General features: G+C 66.3%; 23 protein-coding genes and 1 pseudogene. 11 read left to right on the top strand and 13 right to left on the bottom strand.

The window, feature by feature from the left end; genetic code table 11:
- Positions 1–33: 33 nt before the first annotated feature.
- The gene (gene ilvD, locus WBB07_RS11960) at positions 34–1,737 is read right to left on the bottom strand and encodes a dihydroxy-acid dehydratase (RefSeq protein WP_526307887.1); all 1,704 of its coding nucleotides are present in this window, start codon (positions 1,735–1,737) and stop codon (positions 34–36) included.
- A 78-nt stretch (positions 1,738–1,815) separates the two neighbouring features.
- On the opposite strand from ilvD, the gene WBB07_RS11955 reads away from it, so the two are divergent.
- Complete coding sequence (locus tag WBB07_RS11955; protein WP_526307885.1) at positions 1,816–2,448, top strand: DUF305 domain-containing protein; 633 nt, start codon at positions 1,816–1,818, stop codon at positions 2,446–2,448.
- Positions 2,445–2,759 carry a copper-sensing transcriptional repressor RicR gene (gene ricR / locus WBB07_RS11950; RefSeq protein ID WP_526307883.1) on the top strand — a complete coding sequence of 105 codons (315 nt, stop codon included), beginning with the start codon at positions 2,445–2,447 and terminating at the stop codon, positions 2,757–2,759. The genes WBB07_RS11955 and ricR overlap by 4 nt, the downstream gene beginning before the upstream one ends.
- A gap of 13 nt (positions 2,760–2,772) precedes the next feature.
- Here ricR and WBB07_RS11945 read toward each other — a convergent pair whose 3' ends face one another.
- Positions 2,773–3,081 carry a thiamine-binding protein gene (locus WBB07_RS11945; protein WP_526307929.1) on the bottom strand — a complete coding sequence of 103 codons (309 nt, stop codon included), beginning with the start codon at positions 3,079–3,081 and terminating at the stop codon, positions 2,773–2,775.
- A 270-nt stretch (positions 3,082–3,351) separates the two neighbouring features.
- On the opposite strand from WBB07_RS11945, the gene WBB07_RS11940 reads away from it, so the two are divergent.
- A complete protein-coding gene (locus WBB07_RS11940; protein ID WP_526307881.1) occupies positions 3,352–4,317 on the top strand; it encodes a L,D-transpeptidase in 966 nt (321 codons plus the stop codon).
- A gap of 94 nt (positions 4,318–4,411) precedes the next feature.
- Here the strand turns inward: WBB07_RS11940 and WBB07_RS11935 are convergent, their stop codons facing one another.
- The gene (locus WBB07_RS11935) at positions 4,412–6,433 is read right to left on the bottom strand and encodes a M13 family metallopeptidase (protein ID WP_526307879.1); all 2,022 of its coding nucleotides are present in this window, start codon (positions 6,431–6,433) and stop codon (positions 4,412–4,414) included.
- 67 nt (positions 6,434–6,500) lie between these two features.
- Between WBB07_RS11935 and WBB07_RS11930 the strand changes: the two genes are divergently transcribed.
- Both WBB07_RS11930 and WBB07_RS11925 read left to right on the top strand, forming a co-directional pair.
- Positions 6,501–7,136 (top strand): hypothetical protein, encoded by a 636-nt coding sequence (locus tag WBB07_RS11930; protein ID WP_526307877.1) that lies wholly within the window; start codon positions 6,501–6,503, stop codon positions 7,134–7,136.
- Positions 7,133–7,819, top strand: a complete 687-nt coding sequence (locus tag WBB07_RS11925; protein WP_526307875.1) for a hypothetical protein — start codon at positions 7,133–7,135, stop codon at positions 7,817–7,819. Before WBB07_RS11930 ends, WBB07_RS11925 begins: the two co-directional genes overlap by 4 nt.
- 27 nt (positions 7,820–7,846) lie before the next feature.
- Here WBB07_RS11925 and WBB07_RS11920 read toward each other — a convergent pair whose 3' ends face one another.
- The 3 genes from WBB07_RS11920 to WBB07_RS11910 all read right to left on the bottom strand — a co-directional run bounded on the left by WBB07_RS11920 (position 7,847) and on the right by WBB07_RS11910 (position 11,140).
- Positions 7,847–8,896 carry an alpha/beta fold hydrolase gene (locus WBB07_RS11920; protein WP_526307873.1) on the bottom strand — a complete coding sequence of 350 codons (1,050 nt, stop codon included), beginning with the start codon at positions 8,894–8,896 and terminating at the stop codon, positions 7,847–7,849.
- Between the two features lie 65 nt (positions 8,897–8,961).
- Positions 8,962–10,206, bottom strand: coding sequence for a formamidase (gene fmdA, locus WBB07_RS11915; RefSeq protein ID WP_526307871.1), 1,245 nt, complete (start codon positions 10,204–10,206; stop codon positions 8,962–8,964).
- A gap of 586 nt (positions 10,207–10,792) precedes the next feature.
- Positions 10,793–11,140: a MarR family winged helix-turn-helix transcriptional regulator gene (locus WBB07_RS11910; protein WP_526307869.1), complete on the bottom strand. Its 348-nt coding sequence runs from the start codon at positions 11,138–11,140 to the stop codon at positions 10,793–10,795.
- A 67-nt stretch (positions 11,141–11,207) separates the two neighbouring features.
- On the opposite strand from WBB07_RS11910, the gene WBB07_RS11905 reads away from it, so the two are divergent.
- Positions 11,208–12,335, top strand: coding sequence for a substrate-binding domain-containing protein (locus WBB07_RS11905; RefSeq protein WP_526307867.1), 1,128 nt, complete (start codon positions 11,208–11,210; stop codon positions 12,333–12,335).
- Here WBB07_RS11905 and WBB07_RS11900 read toward each other — a convergent pair.
- Genes WBB07_RS11900 through WBB07_RS11890 form a run of 3 tightly spaced genes read right to left on the bottom strand, consistent with a single transcriptional unit; the run spans position 12,328 to position 16,276 of the window.
- Positions 12,328–12,741, bottom strand: a complete 414-nt coding sequence (locus tag WBB07_RS11900) for a CoA-binding protein (RefSeq protein WP_526307865.1) — start codon at positions 12,739–12,741, stop codon at positions 12,328–12,330. The genes WBB07_RS11905 and WBB07_RS11900 overlap by 8 nt on opposite strands.
- Complete coding sequence (locus WBB07_RS11895) at positions 12,738–13,265, bottom strand: XRE family transcriptional regulator (protein ID WP_526307863.1); 528 nt, start codon at positions 13,263–13,265, stop codon at positions 12,738–12,740. Before WBB07_RS11895 ends, WBB07_RS11900 begins: the two co-directional genes overlap by 4 nt.
- The gene (locus WBB07_RS11890; RefSeq protein WP_526307861.1) at positions 13,262–16,276 is read right to left on the bottom strand and encodes an MMPL family transporter; all 3,015 of its coding nucleotides are present in this window, start codon (positions 16,274–16,276) and stop codon (positions 13,262–13,264) included. The genes WBB07_RS11895 and WBB07_RS11890 overlap by 4 nt, the downstream gene beginning before the upstream one ends.
- A 230-nt stretch (positions 16,277–16,506) precedes the next feature.
- Between WBB07_RS11890 and WBB07_RS11885 the strand changes: the two genes are divergently transcribed.
- From WBB07_RS11885 to WBB07_RS11870, 4 genes are all read left to right on the top strand, one after another.
- The gene (locus tag WBB07_RS11885) at positions 16,507–17,016 is read left to right on the top strand and encodes a hemophore (RefSeq protein ID WP_526307859.1); all 510 of its coding nucleotides are present in this window, start codon (positions 16,507–16,509) and stop codon (positions 17,014–17,016) included.
- A 172-nt stretch (positions 17,017–17,188) separates the two neighbouring features.
- A complete protein-coding gene (locus WBB07_RS11880; protein WP_526307857.1) occupies positions 17,189–17,560 on the top strand; it encodes a hemophore-related protein in 372 nt (123 codons plus the stop codon).
- 26 nt (positions 17,561–17,586) lie between these two features.
- Complete coding sequence (locus WBB07_RS11875) at positions 17,587–18,282, top strand: response regulator transcription factor (protein ID WP_526307855.1); 696 nt, start codon at positions 17,587–17,589, stop codon at positions 18,280–18,282.
- A 70-nt stretch (positions 18,283–18,352) separates the two neighbouring features.
- Entirely contained in the window at positions 18,353–19,681 is a 1,329-nt protein-coding gene (locus tag WBB07_RS11870) for a sensor histidine kinase (protein WP_526307927.1), read from the top strand.
- Here the strand turns inward: WBB07_RS11870 and WBB07_RS11865 are convergent.
- The 3 genes from WBB07_RS11865 to WBB07_RS11855 all read right to left on the bottom strand — a co-directional run bounded on the left by WBB07_RS11865 (position 19,634) and on the right by WBB07_RS11855 (position 22,598).
- On the bottom strand, positions 19,634–20,023 hold the full coding sequence (locus WBB07_RS11865) for a DUF3054 family protein (RefSeq protein WP_526307853.1): 390 nt from the start codon (positions 20,021–20,023) through the stop codon (positions 19,634–19,636). The genes WBB07_RS11870 and WBB07_RS11865 overlap by 48 nt on opposite strands.
- Before the next feature lie 56 nt (positions 20,024–20,079).
- Positions 20,080–21,429, bottom strand: a complete 1,350-nt coding sequence (gene gdhA, locus WBB07_RS11860) for an NADP-specific glutamate dehydrogenase (protein ID WP_526307851.1) — start codon at positions 21,427–21,429, stop codon at positions 20,080–20,082.
- Positions 21,430–21,503: 74 nt separating this feature from the next.
- Entirely contained in the window at positions 21,504–22,598 is a 1,095-nt protein-coding gene (locus WBB07_RS11855) for a lysylphosphatidylglycerol synthase transmembrane domain-containing protein (protein ID WP_526307849.1), read from the bottom strand.
- 78 nt (positions 22,599–22,676) lie between these two features.
- On the opposite strand from WBB07_RS11855, the gene WBB07_RS11850 reads away from it, so the two are divergent.
- A complete protein-coding gene (locus tag WBB07_RS11850; protein ID WP_526307847.1) occupies positions 22,677–23,819 on the top strand; it encodes an AI-2E family transporter in 1,143 nt (380 codons plus the stop codon).
- Between the two features lie 24 nt (positions 23,820–23,843).
- Here WBB07_RS11850 and WBB07_RS11845 read toward each other — a convergent pair.
- A pseudogene (locus tag WBB07_RS11845) lies at positions 23,844–24,340 on the bottom strand (hypothetical protein); the annotation flags it as partial.

Here is a 24,340-nt window from a genome sequence, read left to right as displayed (position 1 = left end):
GACACGCCCCCTCGCGCGCGGGCGCGCTGGGGGTCAGCTGCAGACGGCGCCGGTCGCGGCCGACCCCACCAGCTTGGTGTACTTGGCCAGCACGCCTGTGGTGTACACCGGAGGCAGCGGCTCGAAACCGGCCTTGCGGGACTCGAGTTCGTCGGCGTCGATGAGCAGGTCGAGGGTGCCGTTGCCGACATCGAGGCGGATCTTGTCGCCATCCCTGACAAACGCGATCGGGCCGCCGTCGACCGCCTCGGGCGCAATGTGGCCCACACACAACCCCGTGGTGCCACCGGAGAACCGGCCGTCGGTCATCAACAGCACGTCCTTACCCAGCCCGGCACCCTTGATCGCGCCGGTGATGGCCAGCATCTCGCGCATCCCGGGGCCGCCCTTGGGGCCTTCGTACCGGATGACCACCACGTCGCCGTGGGTGATCGTGCCGTCCTCCAGAGCATCCAGGGCGGCGCGTTCCCGCTCGAAAACCCTTGCCGTGCCCTCGAACACGTCGGAATCGAAACCGGCCGACTTGACTACCGCGCCCTCGGGAGCCAGCGACCCGTGCAAGATGGTGATGCCGCCAGTCGGGTGGATCGGATTGTTCATCGCCCGCAGCACCTTGCCGTCCGGGTCCGGCGGTTCGATGTGGGCCAGGTTCTCGGCCATCGTCTCACCCGTCACCGTCAGGCAATCCCCGTGCAGCAGACCGGCATCCAGCAGCGCCTTCATCACCACGGGTACGCCGCCGATCTCATCGACATGCTTCATCACATACGCGCCAAAGGGTTTCACGTCGGCCAGGTGCGGCACCTTCTGCCCGACGCGGGTGAAGTCCGCCAGCGATAGCTCGACTCCCGCCTCCCAGGCGATCGCCAGCAGGTGCAGCACGGCGTTGGTGGACCCGCCGAACGCCATCACCACGGCGATCGCGTTCTCGAACGCCTCCTTGGTGAGGATGTCGCGGGCGGTGATGCCGCGGCGCAGCATCTCGACCACCGTCTCGCCGGAGCGGCGGGCGAACTCGTCGCGCCGCTTGTCGATCGCGACCGGAGATGCGCTGCCGGGCAACGACATCCCCAGCGCCTCAGCGGCTGAGGCCATGGTGTTGGCGGTGTACATCCCGCCGCAGGCACCCTCACCCGGACAGATGGCACGCTCGATGATGTCCACGTCCGCACGCGACATCAGCCCGCGCGAGCAGGCTCCTACCGCCTCGAAGGCGTCGATGATGGTGACTTCCCTCTCGGACCCGTCGGTCATCCTGGCCACGCCGGGCATGATCGAGCCGTTGTAGAGGAACACCGAAGCCAGGTCGAGCCGGGCGGCGGCCATCAGCATGCCGGGAATCGACTTGTCGCAGCCGGCCAGCAGCACGGTGCCGTCGAGGCGCTCGGCCTGCACCACCGTCTCGACGCTGTCGGCGATCACCTCGCGTGACACCAGGGAGAAATGCATGCCCTCGTGGCCCATCGAGATACCGTCGGACACCGAGATGGTGCCGAACTCCAGCGGATAGCCGCCATTGGCGTGCACGCCGGCCTTGACGGCCTGGGCCAGTCGCTGCAGCGACATGTTGCAGGGGGTGATCTCGTTCCACGACGAGCCGACGCCGATCTGCGGCTTGGCCCAGTCGTCGTCGCCCATCCCGACCGCTCGCAGCATCCCGCGGGCGGCGGTCCGTTCGAGGCCGTCGGTGACGTCGCGGCTACGGGGCTTGATATCGGGACCGGAATCTGAGGGCATGAGGCCAGTATGCCCTCGACAGAGCTACCACCAGAACCGTTTTCGATACCCCTCGGGGGTACCAGGTACGGTGGTCTCATGACCACCCGGAACTCCACCCGTGTCCTGGCGGCTCTCGCAGCCCTGGGGACCGCCGTTGTCCTGTCCGCCTGCAACAGCCCGCAGCCGGCCTCCGACGGACACACCGACCACAGTCACGCCGAGGACTCGCAGGCGCCCGTCATCAGCGGTGAGCCCGCGGCCTTCAACAGCGAAGACGTCAACTTCGCCAGCATGATGGTGCCGCACCACGAACAGGCTCTGGAGTTGTCGGCGCTGGTCCCGGACCGTTCGACCAACCCCGAACTGATCCAGCTGGCCCAGACCATCGAAGCCGCCCAGGAACCCGAGATCGCCACCATGAAGGCATTCCTGGTGCAGTGGAACGAGAACTCCGACCCCGCGGCCGGGCACGGCGGCCACGACATGTCCTCGATGCAAGGCATGGTCGACGCCGCCACCATGACCAAGCTCGAGTCCCTGCAGGGTCCCGAATTCGACAAACTGTGGCTGGAATCGATGATTGCGCATCACGAGGGCGCGATCGTGATGGCCGAGGCGGAGCTGGCCAACGGGGCCAACGTCGACGCCAAGCAGTTGGCACACCACATCGTCGACGGCCAGCAGGCCGAAATCGACCAGATGAAAGCAATGCTCGGAGGTGGTCAGTGACGAATGAGGTCGCCGCGGCTGAAGCCGGCGCGCACGGCTACTCGGCGAAGAAGGACAACTACGCCAAACGGCTGCGCCGCATCGAAGGCCAGGTACGCGGTATCGCGAAGATGATCGACGAGGACAAGTACTGCATCGATGTGCTGACCCAGATCAGCGCGGTGAACAGCGCCCTGCAATCGGTGGCGCTGGGCCTGCTCGACGAGCACCTCGGGCACTGCGTATCGCATGCCGTCGCCGAAGGCGGCGAGGAGGCCGACAAGAAGCTCGCCGAAGCGTCGGCGGCCATCGCCCGGCTGGTGCGCTCCTAGCTCGCTGCGCCGGTCAGTCGTGGTGACTGTCGAGATGACGCTCCAGGCGTTCCATCTTCGCGGTGAGCTGACCGGTGTGGCCGGGCCGGATATCGGCCTTGAGGACCAGTCCCACCCGCGGGGCGACGGCGGCCACCGCATCGACAGCCTGCTTGACGACGGCCATCACCTCATCCCATTCGCCCTCGATGTTGGTGAACATCGCGTTGGTCTCGTGGGGCAGGCCGGAAGCGCGGACGATGCGGACCGCCTCGGCGACAGCCGCGCCGACGCTGCCCGTCTCGTCTCCGGTGGTGGGGCTGATGCTGAAGGCAACGATCACCTGACCAGCCTGGCATACCCGGGCCGCGGCAGCCGGGGTTGCAGGCACCCGTCGATTTGCTGCTCACCAGGCTTGACGGGGGGTCCCGATGTTGCTGTCCAGCCCTGATCGGGTTTATCCAGGTAACAAATCCGGCGCCGGTGCCGATCATCTTCACAGTTCACCGCGATGTCACCGCCGAAACGGGACGGCTTCACGGGAATTTTCAGGTCGGTAGCTGGCCCACACGCTGTGCCACACTGGTCGTTGAGAGTGGGAGGGAACTGAGGTATGCGTCGCAGATTGATGGCACTGATCGGTACGGCCGGGGTGGTTGCGTCACTGGTACTGGCAGCGGCACCGGCAGGCGCAGAACCCGCCCCGGTGCCACCGCCGCCGGTACCCGCGCCGCCGGCCAATCCGTTCGGCTTCCCGCCGCCCCCGCCGAACCTGACGGTCCCGGCTCCGGTGGCCGATCCGCTGGCCGTACCCGGACCGACCACAACAACGGGCACCGCGGCCGGACAGAACCCGCTGCCGTTCACCGGGGAACCGCCGTTCCGGCCGCCGACGTTCAACCCGGTCAATGGCGCACTGGTGGGCGTCGCCAAGCCGATCATCATCAACTTTGCGGTGCCGATCGCCAACCGCCAGATGGCAGAGGACGCCATCCACATCTCGTCGAACCCGCCCGTACCCGGCCGGTTCTACTGGTTGAGCGATTCCCAGGTGCGCTGGCGGCCCCAAGACTTCTGGCCCAAGGGCACCGTCGTCAACATCGATGCCGCCGGCACCAAGTCCAGCTTCCGGGTGGGGGAGTCTCAGGTCGCCACCGTCGACAACGACACCAAGCAGATGGAAGTCATGATCAACGGTGAGTTGGTCAAGACCTTCCCGGTGTCGCTGGGCAAGACCGGCTACGAGACCAAGAACGGCACTTACTACGTGCTGGAGAAGTTCAAGGACATCGTGATGGACTCGTCGACCTACGGCGTGCCGGTCACCTCTGCTCAGGGCTACAAGCTCGACGTCAAGGATGCCGTCCGCATCGACAACAGCGGCATCTTCGTGCACGGCGCCCCCTGGTCGGTCGCCGATCAAGGTGTTCGCAACGTCAGCCACGGCTGCATCAACCTCAGCGCCAAAGATGCCGAGTGGTTCTACGACAACTTCGGCAGCGGCGACCCGGTGGTGGTGAAGAACTCGACCGGCCTCTACGACCAGAACGACGGCGCGCAAGACTGGCAGTTGTTCTAACGCTGTTGTTCTAACGCCGAAACTCACAAACGGGCGCGAAATCTAACCGATTTCGCGCCCGTTTGTGAGTTTGGGCGTAGAAGAGGTGGGCGGGTTAGTTCCAGATGCGGACGCGGTGGTCCGGCTCCAGGAAGAGCTCGTCGCTCTCCGTGACGTCGAATGCCTCATAGAAGGCGTCCATGTTTCGAATCACGCCGTTGCAGCGGAACTCCGGCGGCGAGTGCGGATCGACAGCCAGGCGCCGGATCGCTTCGGCATCACGGGATTTGGTGCGCCACACCTGGGCCCAGCCGAAGAAGACCCGCTGCACACCGGTGAGGCCGTCGATCACCGGCGCCTCGGCGCCGTCGAGCGAGAGCTGGTAGGCCAGCAGGGCGATCGACAGCCCGCCGAGATCGCCGATGTTCTCACCGACGGTGAACGCGCCGTTCACATGATGGCCGTTGTCCAGCCCGCGAGGCGTGAACTGCTCGTACTGCTCGATCAGCGCCGCGGTCCGGGCTCCGAACTCGGTACGGTCGGCGTCGGTCCACCAGTCGACGAGGTTGCCGTCGCCGTCGTACTTGGCGCCCTGGTCGTCGAAACCGTGCCCGATCTCATGACCGATCACCGCACCGATGCCACCGTAGTTCGCGGCGTCATCGGCGTCGGCGTCGAAGAACGGGGGTTGCAAAATCCCTGCGGGGAACACGATCTCGTTCATCCCGGGGTTGTAGTAGGCGTTGACGGTCTGCGGTGTCATGAACCACTCGTCACGATCGACGGGCCCGCCGAGCTTGGCGAGTTCGCGGTCGTAACCCACCACGTAACCGCGCCGGTAGTTGCCGTACAGATCGTCGCGCACGATCACCAGCGCCGAGTAGTCACGCCACGTTTTCGGGTAGCCGATCTTCGGGGTGAACTTGTCCAGCTTGGCCAACGCCCGCTGCCGGGTCTCCGGAGTCATCCATTCCAGCTGGTTGATGCTGACCCGGTAGGCCTCCCGCAGGTTGTCCACCAGGACATCCATCCGCACCTTGGATTCGGGCGGGAAATGCTTTTCCACGTAGAGCTTTCCGACGACATCACCCAGAAGGTTCTCCACCAGCGAGACGCCGCGCTTCCACCGCTCCCTGATGGCCTCGGTGCCCGACAGGGTGCGCCCGTAGAACTCGAAATCCTCGGCCACCAGCGCATCGGTCAGCATCGCCGCGCGGGCATGGATCAGCCGCCACCGCGCCCACAGCTTCCAGTCCTCCAACGGCGCCGAAGCCCACAGCGCCGCGAACGCGGTCAGATAATCGGGTTGGCGCACCACGAGCTCCGCGGCCCGCTCGGGGGTACTGCCCACCGCGGTGATCCAGCCCGACCAGTCGAAGCCGGGTGCTTCCTGCGCCAGCTCGGACAGTCGGCGCAAGTTGTAGGTCAGGTCGGCGTCGCGGCGCTTCACCACATCCCAATGTGCCGCTGCCAGAGAGGTTTCCAGCGCAACAATCTTGGCTGCGGTGGCGGTGTAGTCCACCGCGGGGGCGCCGTAGACCAGGCCGAACATCGCGGCGATGTGCTCGGGATAGGCGGCGAGGATCTGTGCGTGCTGCTCGTCGCGGTAGTAGGACTCATCGGGAAGGCCAAGACCGGACTGGGACAGATGCACCAGATAGCGGGTCGAGTCCTTGGAATCGGTGTCGACGTAGAGGCCGGTACCCCCACCGACACCGGTGCGCTGCAACCCGCCCAGCACCGCGGCCAACGAGTCGGCGCTGTCGGCGGCGTCGATGAAAGCGAGCTCCTCCAGCAGCGGCTGCACGCCGCGCCGTTCCACTGCATCCTCGTCGAGGAAGCTGGCGTACAGATCGCCGATGCGCTGCTCATCGGTGCCCTGGGCCGCCCCTGCGGCGGCTGACGCGGCGGCCTCGGTGATCAGGTCGCGGACCTGCTCCTCGGCGCGGTCGAACAACGAGCGGAAGGCGCCGTCGGTGGCGCGGTCGGCGGGAATCTCGTAATCGGTGAGCCAGCTGCCGTTGACGTGCCCGAACAGATCGTCTTGAGGCCGGGCCGAGGAATCAACATGACTCAGGTCGATGCCGGATCGGATTGTCGCTGCCTCCGGCGCGCCGCCACGAATGTTTACCGTCATCTGGCCAGTCTTCCAGACACCGTGCGGGTGCTCAGTTTCCTGAAAGCGAACAGGTAGCCTCACCGCCATGCCCGAGGCTGACAGCAATACAGTTCCCGGCGACCCTGCAACCCACCACCCAGCCGGCGACGACACAGCTCACGACGATCGGCCCATCACGGGCTACGGCATCGGCTCGGCGGTCCTGGGTGCGCTGTGCGTCGGTGCCGCGGTGTTGCTGGTCCTGATCTGGACGGGCCATCGCGGCGACTCCGCGGAGCTGAGCCACCGCGCTGAGGCGATGCGAGCCGCGGCGGACTGGACCAGCGTCCTGATCAACATGAACGCCGGCAATGTCGAGCCCAGCCTGCAGACCCTGCACGAGGGCACCGTCGGCCAGCTCAACGCCGATTTCGACGCCGCCGTCGCCCCATATCGGGAGGTGGTTCAGACACTGCAGTCCAGCACCACCGGCTCCATCCAGGCCGTCGCCGTCGAGACCACCCATACCGACCTGGATCGTGAACCCGGAACCGCCCCACCACCACAGCCACCCGCATTGGCGCCGGGAATGTCGTCGCGCACCGACACGGTCCTGGTGGTCGCAACCTCGGTCAGCGAGAACGTCGGCGGCGAGCCCCAGACGGTGCGGTGGAACATGCGCCTGGATGTGACCGAGGTCGACGGTCGGCTGCTCATCTCACGTCTGGAGTCGATGCGATGAGAAACATGTGGCGGGTTGTGGCGTTCGATGTGCTCGCGCCGCTGGCGGCGATTGCGGCGCTGGTGCTGATCGGCGTCTTCCTCGGCTGGCCGCTGTGGTGGGTGGCGGCCTGCGCGATGCTGTGCCTGCTGGTGGTCGAGGCGATGGTGGTGAACGGCTACCTGATGCGGCGAGATCGGGTCACGGTCGGCACCGACGACGACGGCCCCGCGGTGCGGTTGCTGGTGGTCGGCGTGACCACCACACTGCTGGCCGCGGCGACGGTGGTCGGCTACACGCACTGGACCGCCCCGGACCGTGCGCTCCTGAGTGACACCAGCGAGGTGGTCCGGCTGGCGACGGCGGTGTCGGAGGCGACGGCGACGTTCTCACCGCAGGATCCGACCGCCTCGATCGACCGCGCTGCGGCGTTGATGGCACCTGAGCAGGCCGAAGCGTTCAGATCGAACTTCGGCGCCTCCACCGAAGACCTGGCCCGCCGAAACATCTCGGCACAGGCCCAGACCATCTCGGCCGGGGTGGAGGCGATCGGCCCCGATGCCGCCAGCGTGCTGGTGGTGATGCGCGGCACCCAGAATGTCCCCGGCGCACAGCCCAGCCGCGCCGTGCTCTCGCTGCGGGTGGCATTCACCAAGCAGGACAACAAGTGGCTGGTGATCGACGTCGCCCCGGTAGGGGCCTGACACCCTCGTACAGACCCCCGGCGGAACTCAGGACGGTGGCGTGTAGCCGGGTCGGTCCAGCAGCTCCCGGATGCCGTTGTCGATGAACGCCGTGTCGACGGGATTCACACCGCCGCCGGCGAAGTGCCCCCAGATACCCGGTATCACCCGGACCTCACCGGTGGCGATGAACGCCGACGCCCACTGTTCGTCCTCCGGTGGGAAGTAGAGGTCTTTCTCGGCCGGCATCGACAGCAACGGGCACCGGATGGATTCGAGTGCCTTCTGGGTGTCGCCTCCGAAACCTGGTGTCTCACCGACATTTCCGCTGTGCCAGGTGCGCAGCATGGTGATCAGGTTGTTGGGATCGCGGCCGTCGCGGAAGAACTGCTCCCAGAAGCCGTAGAGGAAGTCGTCGAACGAGGTGAATCCGAGCTCGCGCCAAGCCTCTTCCCAATAGAAGGCCTGGGAGTAGCCCCAGCCGGAGTACACCCGAGCAAAGGCGCGTAACCCTTTGATGGGCAGTGCTTCCGGAGAGTAGTCACCGTCGGCCCAGGCGGCGTCGGCGGTGAGCGCCGCGATCAGGGATTCGAGGAACACCTTGTTGTGTGGTGCGGTGATACTGGAACCGCAGAACGGTGCGGCACGTTGCACCATGTCGGGATGGCTCACCGCCCATTGGTAGGTCTGTCCGGCGCCCATCGACCAGCCGGTGACCAGGGCGATCGTCGATATCCCGAACTTCTGGGTGACCAGCGCATGCTGTGCCTGTACCTGGTCGTGGAACGTGACGAGGGGGAACCGCGCCCTGTCGTACGGGGAGGCCGCGTTGGATGGCGACGTGGACAGGCCGTTGCCGAGCATGTTCGGCACGATGATGAACCACTTGTCGGGGTTGAGGGCTTTGTCGGTGCCGATCAACCACTCATTGTTGGTGTGCCATCCGGAATACCAGGTGGGATAGACGATGACGTTGGATTTGTCGGCGTTGAGGGTGCCGTAGGTCTTGTAGGCCAACGTGGCATCACGCAGGGTGAAGCCGTTTTGCAGCGTGAAATCGCCGAGTTCGAAGTACTCGGCATCGGTGGGGGCAGGCATGGGGTCCTCGTTGTTTGTAGGAATGCCGGAGCGTAGGTGAAGCCTCGGGTGACAGGAACAGGGGTCTACGTGCTGACGGCGCACTGCCCCCGGTCGACACGCTGCGGGCCGCGGGCCGACGGGCGGACGTCGATGTCGAACATTGCTGTCGGAACGTAAAGGGTGGCACAGGAATTCGGCACGTCGACAACGCCGGAGAGCCGGCCCTCGACCGGTGCTGCACCGAGCATGAGATACACCTGTTCGCGGGTCCAGCCGAATTTCGAGAAGTACTCGATGGCGTTCAGGCAGGCATTCTGGTAGGCCAGCGTGCTGTCCAGGTAATGCTGCGTTCCGGACTGGTCGACCGAAAAGCCGACAAAGGTCAGGAATTCCGAGTACTGGGGATCGACATTGCCCGGCATGAAGATGGGGTTGGTGGTGACGCCGTAGGTGGCCATGCCGCCCTTGATCACCTCGACCCGAAGGTCGATGTAGCCGCCCATCTCGATGGCGCCGCAGAAGGTGATCTCTCCGTCGCCCTGCGAGAAATGCAGGTCGCCCAGTGACAGATTGGCTCCGTCGACGAACACCGGGTAGAAGATCCGGCTGCCCTTGGACAGGTTCTTGATGTCCTGGTTGCCGCCGTTCTCGCGGGGCGGTGCGGTCCGGGCGGCCTCGGCGGCAGCACGTTCGTAGGCGGCGCCGGTGAGACTGCCCAGCACCGCGTTGGACGGCAACGGAGGCAATGCCAGCGGCGGGACGCGGTCGGGGTCGGTGGCGATGAGCGCGCCCTCGCGCTTGTTCCAGCTGGCCAGCAGCTCCGCGCTGGGGGCGGTGCCCATCAGACCGGGGTGGATGAGGCCGGTGAACTCGACCCCGGGGATGTGCCGGCTGGTCGCCTTCTGGCCGGTGAAATCCCAGATCGCTTTGTACGCAGCGGGGAACCAGTCGGTGAGGAATCCGCCGCCGTTCTCCTTGGCGAACAGTCCGGTGTATCCCCAACCCTGCCCGGCGACCGGGCCGGTTTCCTGAGGTACCGGACCGACGTCGAGGATATCGACAACCAGCAGGTCACCCGGTTGGGCGCCCTCGACCGCAAACGGTCCGGAGAGTTGATGGACCATGGACAGGTCGCAGTCCCGGATGTCGTTGGCGTCGTCGGAATTGACGATGGTGCCGTCGAACCACTCCTTGGACTCGACGCGGAAGGTGTCTCCGGATTTGACGGTGGCAACGGCCGGGATGTCCGGATGCCAACGGTTGTGTCCCACCAGTTCCTGTTCGCGGAACGGCTTACTCTGGTCGACGGGAAAGATGACGTCGGGCATCTGATCTCCTGGTTCGGGTACTCGGTATCGGGCCAACCGCGCCCGCCGCCGGGTGTGCTGTTCAGGGGCGGGGGAGTAGGCTGTGTCGTGGATCGGCGAATTGCCGTGAAGGTGATGATGTTTCGTTGCCGGAGCGGGTGATCACCCCAGGTTGGGACTGCGATCTCTCATGTATTTCAAGGGCTTTGGAGCCTGCGCTACGGGTCGCCAGCCTCGGTGCCGAGAAGACCCGTTGTGCGGGTGTTTGGCAGGTGGGGCAGTCCACGGTGGCCGGTGCGGTACCGATCGGTGCTCGAATATCGACGTATCCGTCTGTTGGGCAACGATATCGATATCCAGCCATGGCGCCTTCCGGTCGGTGGAGAGGAATGCTCCCAATTGGGAATAATCTTCCTCGAACCTACTCGTTCGGTGCCTGACGTCAAGAGATGCCGGGCCCCGAATCGGAGCACGGCATAATTTGTTTACAAATCGGCAATAGTGCCCCGCCGCGAAGGGAACTGTGTTACATGACAGCAACAGCTACCGATCGTTGTTGTCAGATAGCTGACGCAGGATGGTTGTCGGTACCTACGGTAGAAGTCGGTCAGAGGTGTGTCGCGTTGATGGCCACGATCGCCGGTTCGACATCACGAAGGAGTGCTTGACCATGCGAAGACAACCGCAAGGTTGTCCGACGACGATCGTTCGGCGACACCGTCCGGAAGACGGCGCCGATCTCCACGAGGGAATCCACGATCCGGGTGACAGAGGTCGACGGCACCATCAGCGCCTCCACCAGGTCAGACATCGAACAACCGGGTTCGGTGGCGATGAAGACCAGCGCGCGCCAGCGATCCACGGTCAGAGCAGTTCCAGCCAAGGCCGCCTCGATGTTCGCAGCGACCACCGACGCCTGCCGGAGCAAGGCGAGCGTGTCTGCGACAGCGTCCATGGCCTGACCTCTGATGCTGCTGGGAATCCTCGGAACGTCCTGATCACGCGACCAGGGCAGCCCCAGCATGCCAGATAGCAACGCCGGGTTCGAACCAAAGCGGCGCCGCGAGACAGATTTCCGGGTTGCGCTCGCACTTCCCAGACAAGGACCCGCCGGCATATTCGGCCTCGAATGCCGAGCCGCGGCAGAACTGGCGGCCGCCGAGATAGACGAGGCCGGAGGTGCTTCCGGGCGAAGCCTGCATTTCGTCCACGTCGATGCCGGCGGCGCACCCGCGACCGTCGCCGCCGAGATCAAGGCTCTGCTGGACGCCGGCGCCATCGATGCCGTCACCGGCTGGCACCTCTCCAACGCGCGGCAGGCGATCGCCACCGTCGTGCGGGGCCGGATTCCGTATGTGTACGCGGCCGCCTACGAGGGCGGGGAGCGCAGTGACGGCGTGCTGTGCAGCGGTGAAGTGCCCGGCGATCAGATCATCGCGTCGCTGCACTGGCTGCGCACCGAGATGAAGCTGCGCCGCTGGTTCATCGTGGGAAACGACTACGTGTGGCCCCGCGGAACCGCAGCTGCCACCAGGCGCGGCGTGCACGGCACCGACATCACGATCCTGGGAGCCTGCTTCCTGCCGCTGGGCACCGACGAGCCCGATGTCTGGGAGCGGGTGCTCAACCAGATCGTCCACAGCGGTGCCGACGGCGTGATCACGTTGCTGGTCGGCTCGGACGCGGTCCGGTTCAATCGGGCTTTTGCGGCCAAAGGTCTGGACGCCGGTCTGGTGCGGTTCAGCCCGTTCACCGACGAGACCGTCATCCTGGCCAGCGGTGCCGACGCCACTGCCGACCTGTTCGTCTCCGCCGGGTGGTTCGCGGGCCTGGGCTCCTCGTCGGCGGCAGAGTTCACCGCAGGCTTCGCCCGCGCCTTCGATCTGGTGAACGGCACCGGCCCCATCGGGGAATCGGTGGCGCCGCCACCGGGCACCATGGCAGAAACCACGTACTCGGGGGTTCACCTGCTCGCCGGCATCGCGGCATCGTCGGTGCCGACGGTCGAGGATGCGCGCCGGGCCTTTCACCACTGGGGGTGGGATTCGCCCCACGGTCCGGTGGACCTACGCAGCGGTTCGGCTCGTCATCCGGTGCATCTGGCGAGCGCGCGGGGGGTCGAGCTCGAGGTCATCGCCCGCGTCAGGTGACCAGCAGCTGGTAGTCGACCTTGAGACACCGGTCCATGACAACCTGCAGGCCGGCGGCCCGGGCGTCGCGGGCGACCTGCTCGTGGAACAGGCCCTGCTGCAGCCACAGTGTCGTCGGCAGCGTGGGAAGAGCAAGCACCTCCTCCAGAACCGACGGCAGCAGGTCGTGACGACGAAACACATCCACCAGATCGGGAACCACCGGCAGCTCCGCCAAGCTGGGATAGACCTTCTCGCCGTCGATCTCGGTGACGGTCGGGTTGACCGGATACACCTCGTAGTGACTGTGCGACCGCAGGTAGGAGTACACCCCGTGACTGGGTCGTGCCGGATCGGCGGACACGCCCACCACCGCAACCGTGCGGGTGTTGCGGAGAAGCTTTTCCAGGTCGGCCGAGGTGCTCACCGGGTGTCGGTCCGGTGCGTACGCATCTTGGCGAACCGGTCGGAGAGCCTGCGCATCCGGATCATCAGCGACGCCGGCGGGCTCACCTCGCCGTCGAGGTAGATCACCAGGTCGGCGGCCGGGACACCGATCCGGGAGGCGAACTCCTGCTCGGAGAGCCCGGACCGGGTCAACAGCAGCCGGACATGGCGTGCCGCCTCGGCCCGTTCGTTGGCTTCCAGGTGTTGACGGCTACGCACCAGCACCTCCGACAACGCCTTGGAGATGCCGTGTGGTTCGGCGTTTTCCAGCACTTCCTCGACCTGGCGGGCGGTCCGGCCGAACGGGTCCCGCTTGATCGCCACCACGATGCGCTGCCACACGGTGATGTCACCGATCTCGAGCGCCGAGCGGATGGCGGCCGTCGACCAGAACTCCACGGGCCGATCGGCGGGGAACCGGTCGTCAGCCGGGTGCCGAGTGTTTGCGCCGTTCTGCTGGCCGGGCTGGTGACCGGGTCGGCGAGCATCAGCGGCCAACGTCACCTCGCCTCCTCCAGCATTGCCACAGCGACGGAAAGACACCGCTGCCGGACTCTCTCCCAGGCTGCCAGGGTGTCGGGGTCGACGCCCTCGTCGTTTTCATCACTGCGATCATCGGGTGTCGGATCGGCGAGCCGGCGGACCAACTGTGTCGCCACCCACTGCCTCTCCGATGGGTGCCCAGCGTAGTACCTGTCCATGCTCGAGAGCACCACTGCCGCGGTCTGTGGCTCCATGACATCGACCAGATCGGCGAACTCGCGGAAGTCGCGACGGCTGTTGCGGGACATGATCAAGTAGCTCTTGAGTCGCAGCGTCTCCGCCCCGGTGGGGATGCGCAGCCGGTCGCCGGTGGGCAGCGCAACGTGGGTGGTCTCCATCGGGCTGCGTCGTTGCAGGGCCGTACCGGACTCCTCGGTCGTCTCCTGTTGCACCCCCAGGGCATCCAGCGCGACCGCCAGCCGGCCGCGCCACATGGTGATCGGATGGACCGGGCGTTGCACCCGGACCGTCACCTGACCCTGGGCGCTTCCGTTTCCGTCTCCGCTTCCACCTGCGTCGCCGTCGCGCCCGCGGCGAACCCGGCGCAGCGGCAAACCGAGTCGGGCCTGACGCGCACTGACCGCGCGGGCTTCCTCGCTGCCTTTGAGCTTGCTCTTGAACGCGTCGGTGAGCGCGCTCAGTCCGGTGCATCCGCTGAACGCCAGCGGGTCGGCCACCGTGATCGCATCCGGTGCCAAGCTCTTCAGCTTGGCGGCGGACTTGACCACCATCCGCATATCGGCGCTGGGCGCGACCAGTGCCGAGATGTCATCGGGGATGACCACCAGATCCCCGAGATCGACCTTCGGTAACGGCTTCTCGAAATCGACCGACGGCAGCACCCGGCCGAGCCACTTGGGCAGCCACCAGTTCCACTGGTCGAACATCGCCATCAACGCCGGTACCAGCACCAGCCGCACCACGGTCGCATCGACGGCGATCGCCACCGCACAGGCCACCCCGAGCTGAGCGACCAGCGGCATACCGGCGAACGCAAACCCGATGAACACCGCGATCATGATCAGCGCCGCGCTGGTGATGGTGCGGGCGCTGGTGGACACGCCGTAGGCCACCGCGTCTCGGGTGTCACCGGACTGCAGGAAGCGTTCGCGGACGCGGGTCAACAGGAAGATCTCGTAGTCCATCGACAGACCGAAGGTCAGCGCCAGCACCAGCGGCGGAATGGTGCTGTCGATGGAGCCCAGAGGTTCGAAACCGAGATCCTGCAACCAGCCCCATTGGAAGATCATCACCAGACTGCCGTACGCGGCGGCCACCGACAGCACGGTCATCACCACGCCCTTGAGCGCGAGTAACACCGAACGGATCGCGGCCAGCAGCATCACAAACGCGATCAGCGCAACAAAGACGAAGACCCACGGCTCGGTGTGGGCGACCCGGTCGTCGAAGTCCTTGATCAGCGCGGTCGGACCACCCACATCGACGGATACCGCGTCGGCGCCGGGGAGCTGCGGCAGCGTCTGACGCAGGAAATCGACGGTGCTGCGGGCGGCGTCGTCCTCGGGGTCCACGGCCAGCACCGCGCTGACCAGAGCGCTGCGATTGTCGTCGGAGAACACCGGCGGTGCGACGGAGGCGATGTTGACTGTCCGGTCCATCTCCGCGGAGATGGAGTCGACGACGGCGGCGTTCTGCGGCGCTGTCGCATCCCCATCGGGGAAGGTGACCAGCACCCGCACCGGGCCGAGGGCACCTGGGCCGAGTGCCTCGGCGGCCGCGGCCACCCCGCCGCGGATCTCGTGACTGGACTCGAATTGGCGCAACATGCTGTTGCCGAGACTCATCGACAGCACCGGCGCGGCCAGGGCGAGCAGGAACGCCGTCGCGCCCAGCGCCGACAGCCACGGACGTCGCATCACCCCGGTGACCCAGCGGGTCCAGAACCGCGACTGGGTGGTCTCGGCCCGGCGTCCCCAGTGCAGCAGTCGGGACCGTTTGGCGGCGGCCCGGCCGAAGGTCGACAACACCGCGGGAATCAGTGTCGTCGACGTCATGACCGCCACCGCGACCGCGAGGATGGCGCCGGTGGCCATCGACGTCAGGACCGGGGTGTTGATCAGGTAGATACCGGTGACAGAGGCGATCACCGTCATACCGGAGAGCACCACCGCCAGACCCGAGGTGGCCATCGCCGCGTCGGTCGCCTGACTGACGTCCCGCCCGGACCGCAGCTCCTCCCGGAACCGCATCAAGATGAAGAGCGAATAGTCGATGGCCAAAGCGATGCCGAGCATCGAGACCGTCGAGGTGACAAATACCGACATCGTGGTGAACATCGACAGCAGGAAGACCACACCCATGGTCACCACCACCGTGCACACACCGATCAGCAGTGGGATCGCCGCCGCGGCAAACGATCCGAAGACCGCCAGCAGCACGATCAGGACGATCGGCAGATTCCACTTCTCGGCTTCGGCGATGTCGTGCTTGGTGGCCTCGGAGGCGGCCGCACCCAGCGCGCCCTGGCCGATGACATACAGGCGGACCTTGCCGTCGGCGGTTTCACCGGGCTGCTCGTTGGCGATCCCCACCTTGTTGCGCAGCTGTTTTGCGGTGTCGACGGCACCGGTGTTGTCGAACCCCAGCTGCAGCGACACCACATAGGGACGGTCGGGTTGCGGCGGCGGCTGCGCCGGATTCGGCACGATGGACACGCTGGGCACTTCGGCGGCCAGCCGCTCCAACTCGGCGACGGCGGCGTTCATGTCCGCGTAGCTGGCATCGGGTCGCGGTGCCGCCACCAGCGCCAGCGGCGAGGCGCCCTCGTCCGGGAAGTGGTCTTCGATCTGGTACTGCACATGCAACGACTGAGATCCTTTGACCTCGAAGCCGCCGCCGGTGAGATTGCTTGATTGCGTCAGGATCAGCCAGACCGCCGGGACCAGCGCCAGCAACCACGCCGCGAAGACCAGCCAGCGGAACCTGCGCAGCAGGCTACTCAACTGGGTCATGAACTGCTGGATGGTGATCTCCCCGCATTCTCCCCGGATTGCGTGGGTGTGAGCGTACCGCAGCGCCCTGGGATACCTGGTGTGAAAACAGGTCAGTGGATTCGCCCGGGATACGGGGCGATGGCACTATGTCAGTGGCCGGCCGTCACCGGCCGGATCCATTCGGGTTGGGGAACCAGACCACGCCGGTTGCGCGTGTGCGCGTTGTTACGCAGTTAGGAGCCGTCCCCATGGCTTTTCAGTTCACCTCCCTGGCCGTCACCCCCATGGCGGCAGCAGCCTTGGTTCTCGGCACCGGAGCGCCGGTCGCGCATGCCGCACCGGCCCCCTGCGCGGCGAGCACGATCGCCAAGACGGTGGGCTCCGTCGGCACCAACACCGGCATCTACCTGGAAGCCAACCCGGAGACCAACGACGTGCTCACCACGCTCGCCGCACAGCCGGCCGGGCCGCAGTCCGTCGCGGCGTTGAAGCTGTACTTCGAGCGGGACCCGCAGGCGGCCAAGGACCTGCAGGCCATCCAGCAGCCGTTGACATCACTGACCGCCAAGTGCAAACTGCCGATCTCACTGCCGCAGGTACTCGGCCTGATGCAGGCCGCACAACAGGGCGGGTCGCCCGCCGGATTACCGGACGCGGCCACCGCGATCGCCGGCGCGGAGTCGGCCCTCGGCGCGTCGCCCGCCAAACCGGCGTTGCCGGTGGGTGTCGCCACCGGGACCCTCGCTGGGCTCCCGTGAGCCGTCTACCTGTGTTTTTCTCGAACAGGCCCGGTGAAGTCGGGACCAAGTGAAGAAACTGCCGCAGGAATCTGATTAGCTTTGGTGGTCAGGATCAGTTGTCGGGACCCACTGGCAGCTATCTCACGTCTTGTATCGACTACTCACCTCGAGCCCTCGAAGGAGCCGATCAATGTTGCTCACAGCCCGTCGCGCTGTTGCCGGAGTTGTAGGAGCCGGAGCGGTCACCGGAGCGATGCTGTTCACCGCTGCGCCCATGGCCAGCGCCGAACCGCCGCCCAACTGCACCGCCGCCGATCTGGCCGGCGTCGCCTCCGGAGTGTCGGCAGCCACGTCGGCCTACCTGTTCACGCACCCGCCGGTCAATGACTTCTTCACCAGCCTGCATGGTCTGCCGCACGAGGAGATCCGCCCGCTGGTCGACGAGTACTTCGGGGAGAACCCGCAGATCGCCGACGAGCTCAAAGGGATCCGCAAGCCCCTTCAGGACATCCGGATCCGTTGCGGTGATACGAACGGGGATGGCCAGGTCGACATCCTGTAGTGCCGCCGGGAACCGACTCGCCCGCCATGGGGTCCGCGGGCCACACAGTGCTGATGGTCGACGATGACCCGGATGTGCGCACCTCGGTGGCCCGAGGACTGCGCCATTCCGGGTTCGACGTCAGGGTGGCCGCCAACGGTAAGGAAGCGCTTCGACTGCTGTCCACCGAATCTCACGACGCCCTGGTGATCGATGTGCAGATGCCCGAGCTGGATGGCGTCGCGGTGGTCACCGCCCTGCGTGCGCTCGGTAACGACATCCCGATCTGCGTGCTTTCGGCCCGGGATACGGTCAACGACCGTATCGCCGGTCTGGAGGCCGGGGCCGACGATTACCTGACCAAGCCATTTGATCTGGGTGAGTTGGTCGCCCGCCTGCACGCGTTGTTGCGCCGCCGGGCGCACTCCGACGAACGGTCGGACGCCATGACCGTCGGTTCGCTCACCATCGACACCGCCCGCCGACTGGTGTTCGTGTCGGGGGAGCGGGTCGATCTGACCAAACGAGAGTTCGACCTGCTGGCCGTGCTGGCCGAGAATTCCGGGGTGGTGCTGTCCCGTCAGCGCCTGCTGGAGCTGGTGTGGGGTTATGACTTCGACGTCGACACCAATGTCGCCGATGTGTTCATCAGCTACCTGCGGCGCAAGCTGGAACGCGACGGCGTGCCGCGGGTGATCCACACGGTGCGGGGGATCGGGTACGTCCTGCGAGACGAATCTTGAGTAGACATGCCCTCGAGGCAGCCGCGTGACCGTGGGGCCTGAGCCGGAAGCCCAGCCGGCTGCGCTGTCGCTGTGGCGGCGCTTCACCAACCGGGTATCGCTGCGCACCCGCGTTGCCCTCGCCGCCGGGATCGCCTCGGCGGCCGTGGTCGCCACACTCGCTGCGCTGACCTCGGTGGTGCTGGCCAACAACGACGAGGCGCAGCTGGACCGGCGACTCGACTCGATCGTCGATGCCAGCATGTACCCCGAACAGCTGCAGGACCCGCGCCGCGGGGTGCTGACCACCGGCCGGGCCAGGGCCGGTGGAAATGTGGTGTTCCAGCGGGGATTCCAGCTACCCGAACTGCCCGAAGGCACCGTGACCGTGGCGGTCAACGGAGTCGACTACCGGGTGCGCACCGTACTGCTCAAGCAGCAGGGGGTGGATGTTTTCATGTCGATCGGCATCCGGGCCGACAGCATTCTGCTCTCGAGTCAGCGAATACCGATCTATCTCTTTGTCGGTTCGGCCGCGGTGCTGTTCGCCGGGCTGCTGGGCTGGCTTCTGGCCGGCGCCGCAACCCGGCCACTGCGCAAACTCACCGAACAGACCCGCAGCCTCGGCGAGGGCGGGGAGCCCCAGATCACCCCGGTCCACGGTGTCAAGGAAGCCGAGGATCTCTCCGAGGCGATGGTCGGGATGCTCAAACGGCTGGCCGCAGCCCAGCTGGTCACCACGAAGTCACTGCAGTCCGCCCAGGATTTTGCGGCCAACGCCGCCCATGAGCTGCGGACACCGCTGACCGCGATGCGCGCTGACCTGGATACCTTGCGAATCCACAATCTGCCGGCCGAGGAGCGCGACGAGGTGGTGGCCGACCTGTCGCGGGCCCAGCGCCGGATCGAGGCCACCATCACCGCACTGGGCCAGCTGGCGTCCGGCCAGCTGGCGCAGGAAGAGGACCGCGAGATCATCGACGTCGCCGAATTGCTGTACCGGGTGGCGCGGGAGAACAGCCGTGCCGCGGTGACCACGGAGATCGACGTCGAGTGTGACGGCAGCGGCACGATCCTGGGCTGGCCGACGGGACTGCGGCTGGCGGTGGACAACCTGGTCCGCAACGCGATCACGCACGGTCACGCCGGCCGGATCGTCTTGTCGGCGCAGCGCCACGGCGATCAGATGGTCATCGTGGTCGACGACAACGGTCGCGGACTGCCCGCAGAGGAACACACGGCGGTGTTGGAGCGGTTCTCGCGCGGCAGCACCGCCGCGATGACCGGCTCCGGTCTGGGGCTGGCGCTGGTCGAACAGCAGGCCGTTCTGCATGGCGGTTCGATCGAGCTGTCCGATGGCCCGCTCGGTGGGCTACGCGCGACCCTGACGGTGGCTGTGGTGCCCCCGCCGCCCGAGTAGGGCCCGCCAGCCCAGCAGCAGAATTGCCGTCACCGACGAGGCCACCACGATGAAACTCGGGGCCACACTGGCTTGAGTGAGCTTGCGCAGCAACATCCCGACCACGATCGTCGACACCCAGATGATCAGCCCGGTCGGTGCTACGGCGGTCGGGCGGCGCCACCCTCGGCTGGCCAGCCAACCGAATGCCGTTCCGGTGAGGAACGGCCAGGCGGTCTCGGCGACACCGGTGATGGTGACACCTTCGGCATGGCTGCGGCGACCGATGGCGCAGAACGCCACCACAGCAAGTACATCGGCGCCCACCGCGAGCAACGGGCGCGAGCCGGTGGAGGAAGTCACGGATTGAACTCCTTGTGCTGCAGGGGAATTCACGGACTTCGCCGTCCGCTTGAACACTAGATCACGCCCTGGGCCAGCATCGCGTCGGCCACCCGGATGAAGCCGGCGATGTTGGCTCCGGCGACGTAGTCGCCGGGCTGGCCGTATTCGTCGGCGGTTTCCAGGCAGCGCTCGTGGATCCGGCTCATGATCTCGGCCAGCCTGGCCTCGGTCTCTTCGAACGTCCAGGAGTCGCGCGAGGCGTTCTGCTGCATCTCCAGGGCGCTGGTTGCCACGCCGCCCGCATTGGCGGCCTTGCCCGGGGCAAAGACCACGCCGGACTCTTCGAAGACCTTGACCGCCTTGGGCGTACACGGCATGTTGGCGCCTTCGGCGACGATCTGGCACCCCGCGGCCGCCAGCCGTCTTGCGTCGTCACCGTCGAGTTCGTTCTGCGTCGCACACGGAATCGCGACATCACAGGGCACTTCCCAGACCCGGCTGTCGGTGACGTAGCGCACCGCGTCGCCGCGCAGGTCGGCGTACTCCGAAATCCGGCCGCGCCGTGTCTCTTTGATCTCCCGGAGCAACTCGACGTCGATACCGGACCGGTCGACCACGTACCCCCCGGAATCGGAACATGCGACGACGGTCCCGCCCAGCTGGTGCACCTTCTCGATCGCGTAGATCGCCACATTTCCCGAACCAGACAGCACCACCTGTTTGCCGTCGAAGGATTGGCCCTTGGACTTGAGGATCTCGTTGGCGAAGAAGACCGTCCCGTACCCGGTGGCCTCGGTGCGTACCCGAGACCCGCCCCAGGTCAGCCCCTTGCCGGTGAGCACGCCGGACTCGTAACGGTTCGTGATGCGCTTGTACTGGCCGAACAGATAGCCGATCTCCCGGGTGCCGACACCGATATCCCCCGCCGGCACATCGACGTACTCGCCGATATGCCGGTACAACTCGGTCATGAACGACTGACAGAAACGCATGATCTCGCCGTCGGAGCGACCCTTCGGGTCGAAATCGGCGCCACCCTTGCCGCCGCCGATCGGCATCCCGGTCAACGAGTTCTTGAAGATCTGCTCGAAGCCCAGGAACTTGACGATGCCCAGGTAGACCGAGGGATGGAAGCGTAAACCGCCCTTGAACGGACCGAGAGCCGAGTTGAACTCGACCCGGAACCCTCGGTTGATCTCCACGGTTCCGTTGTCCGCCACCCAGGGGACCCGGAAAATGATCTGCCGTTCCGGTTCGCACAACCGGTGGATCACCGCGGAGTCCGTGTACTCCGGGTGCTTGGCCACCACCGGCCCCAGGCTGAGAAGGACCTCGTACACGGCTTGGTGGAATTCGGTCTCGCCCGGGTTGCGACGGGCCACATCTGCGTAGATTCCGTCCACGTGCACGTGCAGATCAGGCATCTCACTCCAGGTGTATTTTGCGACTCGGTCGCGTCCACTTTATGGCGAGGAGGTAAACCGCCTGGATGCACCCTTCAGCGAGAGTCGGATTCCGGCCGGATTTCCGGTTCGGCTTTCGGCCCCGTCTGGTCGGGGTCGATCTGGCTTTCGGTGCGGAACATGAAGAAGAACATCACCCAACCGATCGCGGAGATGAAGATCCAACTCACCAGCCGGTAGATCAGCATCGCCGAGATGGCGGCGGGCAAGGTCATACCGCTCGACACCAGGCCGGGCACCAGGACGGCCTCCACCACCAGCAGCCCACCCGGCATCAGGGGGATCGACCCGACGGCGCGGGCCGCCGCGTAGGCGACGGTCAGTCCAGCAAGCGACGGATGACCACCCGCGGCATAGGCGGCAAACGCCAGGCAGGCGACATCGGTGACCCAGTTGAACAGCGACCAGCTGAACGCCGTGCCCAGCGTGCGCCGGCTCATGCTCACCGATTCCAGCTGGTGCAGGATCTCCCGCCACTTCGTCACCCCGGAATCGACCGGCTTGTTGCGCAACTGGTTGAACCAGGACAGTACCCGCACAACGATGCCGTCGAGCAACTCGGGTCGGGAGATCACCGCCTGGGCTAGCAACAGCAGCAGGACAAAGCCACCGAGAGTGAACAGCAGCGAGAACGGATTGTTCTTGGCGCCGAGCAGGAATGCGCCACCGAGCCCCAACAGTGCCAACCCGACGATCTGCAGCACCCCGGACATCACCAGCTGCCAGGAGGCCACCACCGGCGAGGCTCCCCAGATGCGTTGCTGTCGGTAGATGAACGTCGCCGACAGGACCGGGCCGCCGGGCAGCGTCGTCGACAACGAGTTACCGGCGTAGAACGCCGCCTCCGAACGCCACTGCCGGACCGGTACCCCGGCCGATTTCAGCAGGGTGCGCTGGATCTGAGCAAAGCTGTGTATCGAGAGCATGGCCGCGGCTGCAGCGGCCAGTACCCACCACCAATTGGCGTCGAGCATGCTGCGCCAGGCCTTGGCCAGCTGATCCCACACGAGGGTGGCTTCGACGGCCAGGACGATCACCGCGACGGCCAACACCGCCCAGCGGACCCACCAGTATTTGCCGCGGGCCTCCCGTTGTGCGGCGGCCGGGCCGGCCTGTGCGTCGGAGGACACCCGATCAGCGTAGCGGGGTGAGGCCGCCGTTTTCAGACGTCGAGCTGCGGCGCGCCCCCTCGGGGCTACAGTTGCTCAATGTCGACGCCTGTGTCCGAGGACGCATCGGTCAGCCCGCTGGTCCGCAAGTCCGCCGCCTGGGCGTGGCGCTTGCTCGTGGTGTTTGCTGCCGTGCTGGTGCTGCTCTGGGTGGCGCAGAAATTCCTGGTGCTGGTGGTGCCCGTCGCCCTCGCCACGATGCTGTCTGCGCTGCTGTTGCCGCTCGTCGACTGGCTGGATCGCCGAGGCGCACCGCGCGGCGGTGCGGTGGCGCTGGTGTTGCTGGGCAGCTTTGCGATTCTCGGCGGCCTGCTGACCTTTGTGGTCAGCCAGTTCGTTTCGGGTCTGCCGCAATTGGTCAACGAAGTGACCCGCAGCATCGACAGCGCCCGCACCTGGCTGGTCGAAGGGCCGGCGCACCTGAGCCGCGAGCAGATCGACAACTTCGGGAACTCGGCGATCGAAGCGCTGCGCAACAATCAGGAGCGGTTGACCAGCGGAGCGTTGTCGACGGCGGCCACCGCCACCGAGATCGTGACCGGGGCGTTGCTGGTCTTCTTCACATTGATCTTCCTGCTGCACGGCGGCCGCAACATCTGGGCGTTTGTCACCAAGGTGTTCCCGACCTCGGTTCGCGGTCGGGTCGCTGATGCCGGCCGGGCCGGCTTCCACTCGTTGATCGGCTACATCCGGGCCACTTTCCTGGTGGCGCTGGTGGATGCCGTCGGTATCGGTACCGGTCTGGCGATCATGGGAATTCCGTTGGCGTTGCCGCTGGCCTCGCTGGTGTTCCTGGGTGCCTTCATCCCGCTGGTCGGCGCCGTGATCACCGGCTTCCTGGCGGTGGTGGTGGCGCTGCTGGCAAAAGGTTTTGTGTACGCCCTGATCACGTTGGGGTTGATCATCGCCGTTCAGCAGCTGGAAGCCCATGTGCTGCAGCCACTGGTGATGGGCCGGGCGGTGTCCATTCACCCGCTGGGCGTGGTGCTGGGCATCGCCGGCGGGGCCGTGCTTGCCGGCATCGTCGGGGCGCTGCTGGCGGTTCCGGCGATCGCTTTCCTCAACAGTGCGATCCGGGTGCTGGTGGCCAAGGATCCCGCCGCCGAGGAAGCCAGGCAGGAAGCCGAGGACGGACCGGTGGTGGACGCCATACCCGACGAAGTGCCGGACAAGACGGGCTGACCCGGGGCGGGGCCGCCGTCGGCTCTAAGGCCGGCGGCCTTCCCGTCGCAGCAGGTCCTGTGCGCTGACCCCACCGCTGCGTCGTTGACGTGACTTGTCGTCCGCGTCACCGCGCGCATTGAGCTTCTCGGTGGCCGTGTCGGTGTCGTTGCCTTGTGGCTTGGCGATCGGGATCGCGCGGGTGGCGCTCTCGTCAGCCTCTTCGGCCGGGGCCGGAATGGCGGTGGTGGCAGAGCTGTCCCCACTCGACCCCGGGCCCATGCCGCGGGTGGGTTCGGCCGAGGGCGGTTGCACCGGCGGTTGGGTACCGGTGGCCCCCGGTTTGCCGCGCAGTTCACCGAGCCACGACTCGATTTCCCGTTCGCCGGTGCCCTGAGGGGGCTTGGGCGGGCGGTTGCCGGTGTTGGTGGCACCGCTCACCGCGTTGCGGACGGCGTTCTTGGCCGAGCTGAAGCGGGTGGTCGGCGCCTCGCTGTCGCCCGCGGGCGGTGCCGGGGGAGGGGTCGGGATCCGGGTGGTCG

Source organism: Mycobacterium sp. (genome assembly GCF_049647605.1).
GTDB lineage: Bacteria > Actinomycetota > Actinomycetes > Mycobacteriales > Mycobacteriaceae > Mycobacterium.
This window is presented reverse-complemented; position numbering and strand designations above follow the sequence as displayed.

Excerpts from the sequence above, each read along its gene's own strand:
- ilvD (WP_526307887.1), bottom strand. The coding sequence starts at position 1,737 with ATGCCCTCAGATTCCGGTCCCGATATCAAGCCCCGTAGCCGCGACGTC.
- WBB07_RS11955 (WP_526307885.1), top strand. The coding sequence starts at position 1,816 with ATGACCACCCGGAACTCCACCCGTGTCCTGGCGGCTCTCGCAGCCCTG.
- WBB07_RS11940 (WP_526307881.1), top strand. The coding sequence starts at position 3,352 with ATGCGTCGCAGATTGATGGCACTGATCGGTACGGCCGGGGTGGTTGCG.
- WBB07_RS11935 (WP_526307879.1), bottom strand. The coding sequence starts at position 6,433 with ATGACGGTAAACATTCGTGGCGGCGCGCCGGAGGCAGCGACAATCCGA.
- WBB07_RS11930 (WP_526307877.1), top strand. The coding sequence starts at position 6,501 with ATGCCCGAGGCTGACAGCAATACAGTTCCCGGCGACCCTGCAACCCAC.
- WBB07_RS11925 (WP_526307875.1), top strand. The coding sequence starts at position 7,133 with ATGAGAAACATGTGGCGGGTTGTGGCGTTCGATGTGCTCGCGCCGCTG.
- WBB07_RS11920 (WP_526307873.1), bottom strand. The coding sequence starts at position 8,896 with ATGCCTGCCCCCACCGATGCCGAGTACTTCGAACTCGGCGATTTCACG.
- fmdA (WP_526307871.1), bottom strand. The coding sequence starts at position 10,206 with ATGCCCGACGTCATCTTTCCCGTCGACCAGAGTAAGCCGTTCCGCGAA.
- WBB07_RS11910 (WP_526307869.1), bottom strand. The coding sequence starts at position 11,140 with ATGGACGCTGTCGCAGACACGCTCGCCTTGCTCCGGCAGGCGTCGGTG.
- WBB07_RS11905 (WP_526307867.1), top strand. The coding sequence starts at position 11,208 with ATGCCAGATAGCAACGCCGGGTTCGAACCAAAGCGGCGCCGCGAGACA.
- WBB07_RS11890 (WP_526307861.1), bottom strand. The coding sequence starts at position 16,276 with ATGACCCAGTTGAGTAGCCTGCTGCGCAGGTTCCGCTGGCTGGTCTTC.
- WBB07_RS11885 (WP_526307859.1), top strand. The coding sequence starts at position 16,507 with ATGGCTTTTCAGTTCACCTCCCTGGCCGTCACCCCCATGGCGGCAGCA.
- WBB07_RS11880 (WP_526307857.1), top strand. The coding sequence starts at position 17,189 with ATGTTGCTCACAGCCCGTCGCGCTGTTGCCGGAGTTGTAGGAGCCGGA.
- WBB07_RS11875 (WP_526307855.1), top strand. The coding sequence starts at position 17,587 with ATGGGGTCCGCGGGCCACACAGTGCTGATGGTCGACGATGACCCGGAT.
- gdhA (WP_526307851.1), bottom strand. The coding sequence starts at position 21,429 with ATGCCTGATCTGCACGTGCACGTGGACGGAATCTACGCAGATGTGGCC.
- WBB07_RS11850 (WP_526307847.1), top strand. The coding sequence starts at position 22,677 with ATGTCGACGCCTGTGTCCGAGGACGCATCGGTCAGCCCGCTGGTCCGC.